The organism is Azospirillum melinis, assembly GCF_013340935.1.
In the GTDB taxonomy this organism is placed as follows: Bacteria; Pseudomonadota; Alphaproteobacteria; order Azospirillales; family Azospirillaceae; genus Azospirillum; species Azospirillum melinis.
Genome location: NZ_WHOS01000111.1, coordinates 1 through 10,464, shown reverse-complemented (window position 1 = coordinate 10,464; position 10,464 = coordinate 1). Strand labels below are relative to the sequence as shown.

Sequence of the window (10,464 nt, the reverse complement as noted above, 5' to 3'; positions counted from 1 at the left end):
GGTGTGGGGGGGCTGGCCCTGGCGGTTGTTGGGACGGTCATCCATGGTGCGGCCGGTTCCGGTCTGTGTGAGGTTTGCTCCTCGCCTAACCTTGGGCCAGCGCCCGGCAAGGTCCAGACCGGCACCCGATGCACCCCGCAAGCGATGATCGCTTGACCCACCCGTTATGCGGGTGGCGATTCCGGATGGTGGCCACGTCAGCCGCCACCCCTTGTGCGCATCGAAAGTAAGTCTCGTATATAGTTAAGACTCAGATTTATCGGCACGGCGTTTGCGCGGGACGCCGTACAGTTCCAACCGATGGCCGATCAGGTCATAGCCCAACTCGCGGGCTATGCTTTCCTTCAGCCGTTCCATTTCATCGTTGGTGAACTCGATCACTTCGCCTGAGTCGACGTCGATCAGATGATGGTGATGATCGGTTCTCGTCTCTTCGTAACGGGCGCGGCCGTCGCCGAAATCGAGCCGGTCGATGACGTGGGCCTCCTCGAACAGCCGCATCGTCCGGTAGACGGTGGCGATGGAGATGCGCGGGTCGATGGCGGATGCACGGCGATGCACCTCCTCCACATCGGGATGGTCCGTCGCCTCCGACAGCACGCGCGAGATCACGCGGCGCTGATCGGTCATCTTCAATCCCTTCTTCACGCACAGTTCTTCGAGGCGCGAGGGCATGGACATCCCCTGTAATCCTGTCTTCGTTCGACGGGCGGCGGTTCGCCCCTCCGGTCTCCCTGATGCCCGGAACGCCAGCGGCAAGGGCCGGCAACGGAGGCGATCGTTCAGTTCGCCCCGGCCAGCCGTTCGCGGCACCCCGAATACCTGACCATCATACTGTGTTTCGGAGACATTCTCAAACACCCACGTTCCCGCCGGACGGCCGAGCGAAGGGCGCTTTCCCCGCCAAGGGCATAATACTTTCAGGATATTGGGCGATGCCGTCATGGAGCGGGGTAGAAACCAATTGCTCATAATCCGCTGCTAGGTTTTCCCCTGGGCAAGCGCCGTCCGATCCGGGGTGGCGCGCCTGCCGGACAACCACCGGGCCCGACAATCCCCGACAGGAGGGAGGGAAGCCGCAGTGACGCCGTTCGATTTCCCGCCTTCCACCTCTTCGTTCACGGCGGAGCCGCATATGGACGAACCCGCCTTCACCGCCGCCGGCCTGGCCGTTCCGGTCGCTCCGCTCTCCTCCTCGCAGGATTGCGCCGCCGCCCTTTCCCGTTTCCAGCGCCAGCCGGAGCTTGCCGCCCTGCCGGTGGTCGACGGCGACGGCCGCGTCGCCGGACTGCTGGAGCGCGGCCGGCTGCTGCCGGACGGCAGCGGCGAGGGGGGCGGCGGAGAGGGGATCGGCACGCGGACGGCCGCCGACCTGATGGATCCGCATCCGCTGCTGATCGACGGCGCCACTCCGCTGGCGGAGATCGGGCGGCGGCTGGCGCGGCTGAAGCCGGCGGCGCTGGTGACCGGCTTCCTGGTGGTGGAGCAGGACCGCTATCTGGGCGTCGGCACGGTCACCGGGCTGATGGCGCGCTCTGCCGAACAGACGGAACTGCGCGCCCGCCAGCTGGACGAGGCGCGCCGGCAGGCCGAGCAGGCGATCCGTGCCAAGACCGCCTTCCTCGCCAACATGAGCCACGAGATCCGTACGCCGCTGACGGCGATGATGGGCTTCGCCGAACTGCTGGAGCAGGAGGTGCTGGGACCGCACGCCATTCCGCTCTATCGCGAATATGCCCGCGACATCGCCGAAAGCGGCCGGCACCTGATGGAGCTGATCAACGACCTGCTCGACCTGTCGAAGGCCGATGCCGACCGGCTGGAGCTGGTGGACGGGACGGTGGATGTGGTGCGGGTGGCGATCGGCACGGCGCGGCTGCTGGCCGAACGGGCCGCGCGCCATGGCGTCAGCATCGCCACCGCGGTGCCGCTGGATCTGCCGCCGCTGCGGGCGGACGAGCGCAAGCTGCGCCAGATGCTGCTGAACCTGCTGTCCAACGCGGTGAAGTTCACGCCGGCCGACGGAATCGTGACGCTGCGCGGCCGCGTGGCAGCGGACGGTGCGCTCTGGCTGTCGGTTTACGACACCGGTATCGGCATGACCGGGGAGGAACTTGCCAAGGCGCTGGAACCTTGGGGGCAGGTGGACAGTGCGCTGGCCCGCGCCCAGGTCGGCACCGGTCTGGGGCTGCCGCTGACCAAGCGGCTGATCGAGTTGCATGGCGGCCGGCTGGACGTGGTCAGCCGCCGCGACGAGGGCACCACCATCTCGCTGGTCTTCCCGCCCCGGCGGGTTGGCCGGGGGTAGAGTGTGATCGGTTCAAGCGGAAGCGCTTGAAGCGTGAATCGCACGGAGAACCAAAGGCCTAGCGTCTGTCTGGTGCTTCAATAAGCATCAGACGGACGCTAGAACGGAAAAAGCCCCCTCCGACGGAGAGGAGAGGGCTTTTCCTTCAGACTTTCCTGGTGCAGGCGATCCTTATGCCAGCCCCTTCTCCATCGCGCTCGCCAGACGGCGGGCGAAGGCGGCGGGGTCGGGCAGGGGTTCGCCCTCGACGATGCGGGCTTGGTCGAGCAGCAGCCACGCCGCATCCTCCAGCGCGTCGGTGGCGCCGCTGCCCTTGGCCCGGTCGGCCAGCCGCTTGATCAGGGCGTGCGACGGGTTGATCTCCAGGATGCGCTTGCCGACCTCGCCGTTCAGCTGCTTGTGCTGCTTCAGCAGGCGCTCCAGATGCATGTCCATGTCGTTGTCGTCGGCGACCAGACAGACGGCGCTGTCGGTCAGGCGTTCGGACTTGCGGACGTCCTTCACCGCGTCGGACAGGGTCAGCTTCAGCAGGGCCAGCAGGTCGGTCAGCTCGCCTTCCGGCGCCTTCTCCTCCGGCTTCTCGGTCTCCTCGCCCTTGATCTTGCCGAGATCGGCGCCGCCGCGGGTCACCGACTTGAAGGGCTTGCCGTCATAGACGCCGACCGATGGCATCCAAAACTCGTCCACCGGGTCGGTCAGCAGCAGAACCTCGACGCCCTTGGCCTTAAAGCCCTCCAGCTGCGGGCTGCGCAGCAGGGTGTCGAGGTCGTCGCCGCTGATGGTGTAGATGGCGTCCTGGCCGTCCTTCATGCGGGCGACATACTGTTCCAGCGACACCAGCTCGTCACCGGCGGTGGTGCGGAAGCGCAGCAGCTTCAGCAGCTCGTCCCGGTGCTCGTAGTCCTCGTAGAGGCCTTCCTTCAGCACCGCGCCGAAGTTTTCCCAGAAGCTGTCGTACTCGGCCGCGTTCTCGCTGTCCTTGGCCTTCTTCGACAGCTCCGACAGGACGCGCCGCGTGATGCCGGCCTTGATCTTGGCCAGCATCGGGTTGTGCTGCAGCATCTCGCGGCTGATGTTCAGCGGCAGATCCTCGCTGTCGACCACGCCGCGCAGGAAGCGCAGGTAGGGCGGGATCAGCCCTTCGGCCGAGTCGGTGATGAAGACGCGCTTGACGTACAGCTTCACCCGGTGGGCGCGCTTGGGGTCGAACAGGTCGAAGGGCTTGGTCGAGGGCACATAGAGCAGGTTGGTGTATTCCAGCGCCCCTTCGGCCCGCCAGTGCAGGGTCAGCCACGGATCGTCGAAGGCGTGGCCGACATGGTGGTAGAATTCCTTGTACTGGTCGGCGGTGATCTCCGACTTCGACCGGGTCCACAGGGCCGACGCGCTGTTCAGCGCCTTGGCCTCCTCGCCCTCGCCGAACAGGATCGGGATGGCGATGTGGTCGGAGTATTTGCGGACGATGCCGCCGAGACGGGCCTCGTCGAGATACTCGTCGTCGCCTTGGCGCAGATGCAGGACGATCTGCGTGCCGCGCGGCAGGCCGTCGGCCTCGGCGATGGTGAACTCGCCCTTGCCGTCGGACTCCCAGCGCCAGCCGGCGGGCTCGCCGGCCTTGCGGGTCAGGACCGTCACCTTATCGGCGGCCATGAAGGCGGAATAGAAGCCGACGCCGAACTGGCCGATCAGGTTGACGTCCTTCTTGCCGTCGCCCTTCTCCGCACCGTCCAGCGACTTCATGAAGGCGGCGGTGCCGGAGCGGGCGATGGTGCCGAGATTCTCGACCAGATCCTCGCGGTTCATGCCGATGCCGTTGTCGGCGACGGTCAGGGTCCGCGCGTCCTTGTCGACCAGCAGGCGGACCTTGAGGTTCGGATCGTCGGCCGAGAGTTCCGGCTGGGTCAGCGCCGCATAGCGCAGGCGGTCGCAGGCATCCGACGCGTTGGAGACCAGTTCGCGCAGGAACACTTCCTTCTCGCTGTAGAGCGAGTGGGCGACGATGTCGAGCAGACGGCTGACCTCGGCTTGAAAACTGAGCCGTTCCTCGGTCATGGGGGCACCTTCGTTGGTTTTTGCACGGGTGGTGGCGTCAAGACGGCGGAGATATGTGAAAGCGTCCCGGCCGTTCAAGAGGCTTGTGCCGTGCAACCGCGGGAGGTGTGCGGCGGGGTGTCGCGGCGGAGGGGCCTGAACCGGAGCGACCGCCTCCTTGCTCCGGCCTTCATTCCATATGCGGCGATTCGCTGTAGAGCTGTTCCGCCAGTCCCTTCCGGTACATCGCGTCGATCTGCTCGACTGACAGGTCCGCCAGCCCCGCCTGGTCCTTCACCACCTGGCCGGGGGACGGCAGGTCACGCGGTACGGACCAGGCATCCGGCTGCCACAGATGCGAACGGCGCAGCGCCTTGCCGCAATGGAAGAAGGCTTCCCGGACGGACAGGCGGATGGCGGCCTTGGGGGTACGTTCCTCCTCCCTCAGCCGTTCGAGCAGGGACGGGGCCGTGGTGACGGTGGCGATGCCGTTGACCCGCAGGAAGATGTCCACCCCCGGCACCAGGAACACCAGTCCGCAGCCGCCGTCGGAGGTGAGGATGTTGGTGATCGACGAAAGCTTGTTGTTGCCGGGCCAGTCGGGCAGGGCCAGCGTCTGGCGGTCTTCGGCATGGACAAAGCCCGGACGCCCGCCGCGCGGCGAACAATCCATCCCGCTTTCCGCCATGGTGGCGACGAAGACCAGCGGCGATTCGGCGACGAAGCGCAGGCAGTGATCGTCCAGGAAGGGAAAGCTCATCTTCACGATGCGCTCGGACGGCATGTCGTAGAGCTGCCGCAGCGCCTCGACCGTGTGGATGCGGTGGGGATCCATGGGCGTTCCTCTGCTGGGCCGCGGTGCGCGGCGACGGGTAAACTAACGTTGTTAGATTTGACCTAACAGCGTTAGTTTGTCAATCCCGGCAGGAAGAAGCGGACTCAAGGGCCATGCGTGTGCAGCGACAGGACATCATCGACGCCGCGATGACCCTGCTTGACGAGGTGGGGATCGAGGGGCTGACGATGCGGCGCCTCGCCGGGGCATTGCGGATCCAGGCGCCGTCGCTCTACTGGCATTTCGCGGGCAAGCAGGCGCTTCTCGATGCGATGGCCGACGCCCTGCTGGCGGAGATGAGGCTTCCTGCCGAATCCGGCCTGCCCTGGGACGAGTGGCTGCGGGAAATGGCGACGGAATTCCGCCGCGCCTTGAAGTCCAGGCGCGACGGGGCGCGTGTCTATGCCGGAACCTTCCCGGTCATGGACAATGTCCTGCGCATCAGCGACCGCGCGATTGCGACCCTGCGCGCCGCCGGTGCCGACGAACGCACGGCGGCCCACATGCTGTTCACGATGCTGTATTTCGTGATCGGCTTCACCATCGAGGAGCAGGCGACGCTGCCGCCTCCCGGTGGAAACGGTGAGGGGATCGACCTGAAACGGGTGGCGCAACAGCTGACGGCGGAGCAGGAGGCACGCTATCCCAACGCCGCCGCCACGGTGAGGCTGCTCATCGCCGACAATGACGACGACGCCCGCTTCCGGTTCGGTCTGGAGCGTCTGATCGACGGGTTGAGGGCCGCCGTCCCCGTTTCCGGCTCCAATCCAAAAAAAGCCCCCGATCCCGGTTCGCCGGAATAGGGGGCTTGGCAGGTCTGAAGCTTCGGCGTGCCGTCCGCCGGGCTTACTTCTTCTTCGGCTTCTCAGCCGGGGCCGGGGCGGGCTCGCTGCCGCCGGCCAGCAGGGCGGTCATGTCGGCGCCGTTCAGCAGGAGCTGGCCGGCCTCCGTGATGTCGATCTTATAGGTGCGGGTGTCGGCGCCTGTGTCGTCCTTGCCGGCCTGCCCCAGGGCCTGCACCATCGCCAGACCGGCGAGCAGATCCTGGGTCTCCTTGTCGGGCTTGGCGCCGGGGGCCGGCTGCATCGCCTTCACCGCGGCGTCGATGCCGCGCAGCAGGACGGTGGCGCCGCCGGTGACACCGAAGGCGGCCTGGGTCGCGACCTTGATTGCACCGGTTGCGGTGCCGGCCGTCGCCGGGGTGTCGAGGTTCAGCGCGTCGATGCGCAGCTCGGTCCCGGCTTCGCCCATCGCGGCCATCGCCTGCTGCATGACCACGTCCGCCGAGGGCGCGGCAGGGGCGGCCGCCTTGGCCTTGGCGCCCTTCTTCGCCGGCGGGGCCTCTTCGGCCTCGGCCGACTTGGCCAGTTCGGTGAAGGCCTTCCACAGGGCGCTGTTCGGCAGCTTGGCGACCGACAGCTTCATTTCGAAGGCGCGCGGGGTGAAGGCCACCGGTGCCGGCGACGGCGTCATGCTGAAGTCGCGCGCCTCAATGCCCATGCTGACGGTGGACATCGCCTGGTCGAGATCGGTCAGGCCGCTGCGGAAGGCGAGATGGCCGAGAGCCACCGCGGTGCCGTCCTCCGGATTGACGAAGGACAGGTTGGACAGGCGCATCGCGCCGCTGATGCCGCCGAACATGCCCTGGAGCTTGGGCAGCAGTTCGGAGCTGGTCGGTGCCACGCCCTTGGCGGCGGTCTGTTCGGACAGCTTCTGCAGCGCGCTGACCTTGGTCAGGTCGACGCGGGTGTAGGTCGCCTCGCTGGTGACGCCGCCGATCTTGAACAGCTCCTTGTTCTTGTCGTCCTGCACCGACAGGCCGCCGAAGGCGAAGGCGGCCGGGCCGCTCCACAGGGTGGCGCCGCCGGTCCCGGTCTCCGGCTTCAGATCCTGCACCATGGTCATGGTGGCGATGGACAGCTTGCCCTTGCCGCCGGCGGCGGTGACGGCCAGATCGTTGAAGGCGCCGTCGACCGTCAGCAGGGTTTCCAGCGCACCCGACCAGGTGCTGGTGAAGGACTGCTTGCCGATGGTGATGGTGGCGGCATCGACATATTCGTCGTTGTCGTCGAGGTTCTGCACCTTCATGGCGCTGGGCAGCGTGATCGACACGCCGTACTGGCTGTCGTCCTTCGGCGTCACCGCCAGCAGGATGGTGCCGATGTCGAACAGGGTGCCTTCCGCATCCTCGGCCGACAGGCGCGGCAGCGCGACGTCGTAATGGTCGCCCGCCGGTTTGACCGTCGGTTCGCCCTGCCATTCGAAGCCGATGCCCTCGCCATCCTCGGCGGGCGGCGGGAACCAGCGGGGCAGATCCTTCTTCAGCGACGCGGCGAGCGCCTTGGCGCCGGCATCGTCGACGGCCGGCGCGGCCTGGGCAGGCGACCAGCCGGCCACCAGAGCCAGCATGCCGCCGGCGATCAGGGCGGGCCTGAGGGAACGGACCGGCAGGGCCGGAGCGGGCGAAGAACGGCGGAGACGCATCGAGCAACTACTCCCAACTACGATTTAGGGAGCACGTTAATCTTGATACGCTCGGCCGGTCCATGCCCCTCTTGGGCGAAATCCAAACAGGATATTAAAAATCCAGGTCGGCATAGTGCTTGGGCGGCGGGCAGCCGGTGATGTTGTCGGCCAGCAGCGCGCGGAAGCTGGGGCGCGACTTGATCCGGGCGTACCAGTCCTTGGCCTCCGGGCTGCGGTCCCACGGCACGTTGTCGATATAATCGAGGCAGGACAGCTGCACCGCGGCGGCGATGTCCGCCAGGGTGAAGGACGACCCGGCCAGCCAGGGCCGGCGCTCCGACAGGAAGGCGATGTAGTCGAGGTGGTAGGTGACGTTGGCCAGCCCGGCGCGAATCGCCGGGGCAAAGGGGTGACCCTGGCCGGACAGCCGCTTGATCAGCTTTTCGCCGACGAGGTTTTCCGCCACCTCGCGTTCGAACTTGTGGAGGAACCAGTCGGCGACCCGCCGAACCTCGGCCCGTGCCGCGATCTCGCGCGGCAGCAGGGGGGTGTCGGGATAGGCCTCCTCCAGATATTCGATGACGGCGAGGCCGCCGGCGACGACCGTCCCGTCCTCCTCCACCAGCACCGGAACCTCGGCGGCCGGGTTCAGCTTCAGGAATTCGGTCCGCCGTTCCCACGGCCTTTCGACCACGGGTTCGAAGGGCAGGCCCTTCTCGGCGAGCATCACGCGCGCGGTGCGCGACAGGGCGTGGATCGGGTGGTGGTACAGGGTTCGCATGGCGGCGGGACTTTACCGCAACGCCGCAAGCGAAAACAGCCCGCGCATCCGAGCCAAATCGTCTCGTTGGAGGAAGTTTCGCGGGGCAAGCGGGAGGACGGGGGGAGCGGCCATCTACCCCGCCCGCGACAGGCGGTAGAGCACCAGGGCGTCGGGCTGGTTCGACGCTTCGCCGACCGGCGTCCAGCCGTTGCGTTCGTAGAAGGCGCGGGCGTCGGCGTTGCGGGCGGCACAGGCCAGCTCGGCCGGCCGGGCACCGCCCTGCAACAGGCCCAGCGCCTCGCGCAGCAGGGCCGATCCGATGCCGCGCTTGCGCCAGCCGGGGTCGATGAACAGGTTGTGGATGATGCCGGCCTTGGGATCGAGCGAGACGAAGCCGACCACCGTCCCGTCCGTCTCGGCCACCAGCACCGAATCCTCGCGGACGCAGTCGTAGTAATCGTCCAGCCCGAACCGGTCGGCGGGCTGCCAGGAGAATGCCTGGCGGCGGCCGTGCAGGAAGATCTCGGCACAGCGGGCGGCGTCGGCGTCGCGGGCGGAACGGATCGCGATGCGCACCCCTTCGCCGGCCGGCATGCCTGTCTCCTTCCGTCCGTTGCGCCCGATCACGAGGATCAACCGGATGCCGTCCAGACTATTCCACCGGCGGGGCGTGCGGAAACGGTCCTTTCGTCCTGTCCGGCCAGCGGGCGATCGGCGGGCGATCAGCGCGGCGGCTTGTCCTCGCTGCTTTTCCCGGGGGTGCTCTTTTCGGCGGGAGGATTCCCATTTCCCGCCTTGTCTCCGGTGGCGGCGGGCGTGTCGGTCGCGCCGGCCGGTGGACGGGCAGGCTCGTTGGCGGCGCTGCCGAGCAGGCCGGCCTCGCGGTAAAAGCGCTCCGCCCCCGGATGCAGGGGGACCGAGACGTTGGCGACCGCGCGGGCGGGATCGAAATTGCGGCCCTGCGGATGCCCATCGGCCAGGACGCGGCGGGTGTTCTCGTGCCACAGCGCGCGGACGACGCCGTAGATCAGGTCGGGATCGCGGTCGGCGCGGGTCAGCAGCTCCGCCCCCAGGCTCAGCGTCGGGGTGGTGGCGCTGCCGGGATAGGCATTGGCCGGGATTTCCTGCTCGATGTAGAAGCGCTGGCTGCGCAGCAGCCGGTCGGCCGGTTCGCCGTCCAGCGGCACCAAGCGGATGGGCACCCGCGCCGCCACGTCGCTGACCGCCGCCACCGGATAGCCGCCGACCATGAAGAAGCCGTCCAGCTCGCCCTTCGCCAGCCGGTCGGCCGCGGTGCCGGGCTTCAGGTAGAGCGGCGTGATCGTGCTTTCCGACAGGCCGTAGGCGTCCAGGATCAGCCGCGCCTCGACCAGAGTGCCGGAGCCTTCCTCGCCGAGCGAGATGCTGCGGCCCTTCAGGTCGGCCATGCGGTCGATGAAGCCGTCGGAGCGGACGACGATCTGGATAGCCTCCGCATAGAGCATGCCGAGCGAGCGCAGTTCGGTGAAGGGGCGCTTGCCGGTGAAGCTGCCGGTGCCGCTGTAGGCCCAATAGGCGACGTCGGCCTGGGCGAACCCGGCCTCCACCGTGCCGGCGCGCAGCATCTCGACATTGTCGACCGAGCCGTTGCTGGCCTGCGCCACCACGATCAGGCCGGGGATGCCGCAGCTCCCGCCCTTGTCGCAGGGGCGCGAACCCGGCGGGTTGGAGATGGCGTTGGCGATCAGCCCGCCGATCGGGAAATAGGTGCCGGAGGTGGTGCCGGTGCCGATGCGGAAATAACGGAGGTCCTGCGCGGCGGCCGGACCGCTCAACAATCCGCCGCCCAGCAGCGGGGCCAGGGCCACCCCTCCCATCAGCCCGCCCAGCAGATGGCGGCGGGTCAGAACGGGTTGAGTCAGGGGAGCCGCATCGGAATGCGGCCCAGGTCCCGGAGAGCGGAGCCCCGGCGGGGGTGGGCGACCGCGCTCGACAGCCCGGCCACCGACCCGCTCGGACGCTCAGGCCTCGACGGCGAGGTCGACCGCCATTTCTGGCAGCGCTTCGGCGGGGCGCTGCTGC

General features: G+C 67.8%; 9 protein-coding genes. 2 read left to right on the top strand and 7 right to left on the bottom strand.

Annotated elements, in window-relative coordinates; genetic code table 11:
- Window positions 1-243: 243 nt before the first annotated feature.
- Window positions 244-675, bottom strand: coding sequence for a Fur family transcriptional regulator (locus GBZ48_RS35095; RefSeq protein WP_042701979.1), 432 nt, complete (start codon window positions 673-675; stop codon window positions 244-246).
- A 460-nt stretch (window positions 676-1,135) separates the two neighbouring features.
- Here GBZ48_RS35095 and GBZ48_RS35090 point away from each other — a divergent pair, with 460 nt between their 5' ends.
- On the top strand, window positions 1,136-2,308 hold the full coding sequence (locus tag GBZ48_RS35090) for a sensor histidine kinase (RefSeq protein ID WP_174475249.1): 1,173 nt from the start codon (window positions 1,136-1,138) through the stop codon (window positions 2,306-2,308).
- Window positions 2,309-2,479: 171 nt separating this feature from the next.
- On the opposite strand, the gene htpG is transcribed toward GBZ48_RS35090, so the two are convergent.
- Window positions 2,480-4,360 (bottom strand): molecular chaperone HtpG, encoded by a 1,881-nt coding sequence (gene htpG, locus GBZ48_RS35085; protein ID WP_174475248.1) that lies wholly within the window; start codon window positions 4,358-4,360, stop codon window positions 2,480-2,482.
- 169 nt (window positions 4,361-4,529) lie between these two features.
- Complete coding sequence (locus GBZ48_RS35080; protein WP_174475247.1) at window positions 4,530-5,174, bottom strand: MSMEG_1061 family FMN-dependent PPOX-type flavoprotein; 645 nt, start codon at window positions 5,172-5,174, stop codon at window positions 4,530-4,532.
- 113 nt (window positions 5,175-5,287) lie between these two features.
- Here GBZ48_RS35080 and GBZ48_RS35075 point away from each other — a divergent pair, with 113 nt between their 5' ends.
- Window positions 5,288-5,977: a TetR/AcrR family transcriptional regulator C-terminal domain-containing protein gene (locus tag GBZ48_RS35075; RefSeq protein WP_174475246.1), complete on the top strand. Its 690-nt coding sequence runs from the start codon at window positions 5,288-5,290 to the stop codon at window positions 5,975-5,977.
- A gap of 43 nt (window positions 5,978-6,020) precedes the next feature.
- Here GBZ48_RS35075 and GBZ48_RS35070 read toward each other — a convergent pair whose 3' ends face one another.
- From GBZ48_RS35070 to GBZ48_RS35055, 4 genes are all read right to left on the bottom strand, one after another.
- The gene (locus tag GBZ48_RS35070) at window positions 6,021-7,658 is read right to left on the bottom strand and encodes a hypothetical protein (protein ID WP_174475245.1); all 1,638 of its coding nucleotides are present in this window, start codon (window positions 7,656-7,658) and stop codon (window positions 6,021-6,023) included.
- A gap of 94 nt (window positions 7,659-7,752) precedes the next feature.
- Entirely contained in the window at window positions 7,753-8,421 is a 669-nt protein-coding gene (locus tag GBZ48_RS35065) for a glutathione S-transferase family protein (protein ID WP_109048046.1), read from the bottom strand.
- 114 nt (window positions 8,422-8,535) lie between these two features.
- On the bottom strand, window positions 8,536-8,997 hold the full coding sequence (locus GBZ48_RS35060; protein ID WP_174475244.1) for a GNAT family N-acetyltransferase: 462 nt from the start codon (window positions 8,995-8,997) through the stop codon (window positions 8,536-8,538).
- A 128-nt stretch (window positions 8,998-9,125) separates the two neighbouring features.
- The gene (locus GBZ48_RS35055; RefSeq protein WP_246307680.1) at window positions 9,126-10,259 is read right to left on the bottom strand and encodes a TAXI family TRAP transporter solute-binding subunit; all 1,134 of its coding nucleotides are present in this window, start codon (window positions 10,257-10,259) and stop codon (window positions 9,126-9,128) included.
- Window positions 10,260-10,464: the final 205 nt, after the last annotated feature.

Coding starts and splice junctions, on each gene's coding strand:
- GBZ48_RS35080 (WP_174475247.1), bottom strand. CDS start 5,174: ATGGATCCCCACCGCATCCACACGGTCGAGGCGCTGCGGCAGCTCTAC.
- GBZ48_RS35070 (WP_174475245.1), bottom strand. CDS start 7,658: ATGCGTCTCCGCCGTTCTTCGCCCGCTCCGGCCCTGCCGGTCCGTTCC.
- GBZ48_RS35055 (WP_246307680.1), bottom strand. CDS start 10,259: ATGGGAGGGGTGGCCCTGGCCCCGCTGCTGGGCGGCGGATTGTTGAGC.
- GBZ48_RS35095 (WP_042701979.1), bottom strand. CDS start 675: ATGCCCTCGCGCCTCGAAGAACTGTGCGTGAAGAAGGGATTGAAGATG.
- GBZ48_RS35075 (WP_174475246.1), top strand. CDS start 5,288: ATGCGTGTGCAGCGACAGGACATCATCGACGCCGCGATGACCCTGCTT.
- GBZ48_RS35065 (WP_109048046.1), bottom strand. CDS start 8,421: ATGCGAACCCTGTACCACCACCCGATCCACGCCCTGTCGCGCACCGCG.
- htpG (WP_174475248.1), bottom strand. CDS start 4,360: ATGACCGAGGAACGGCTCAGTTTTCAAGCCGAGGTCAGCCGTCTGCTC.
- GBZ48_RS35060 (WP_174475244.1), bottom strand. CDS start 8,997: ATGCCGGCCGGCGAAGGGGTGCGCATCGCGATCCGTTCCGCCCGCGAC.
- GBZ48_RS35090 (WP_174475249.1), top strand. CDS start 1,136: ATGGACGAACCCGCCTTCACCGCCGCCGGCCTGGCCGTTCCGGTCGCT.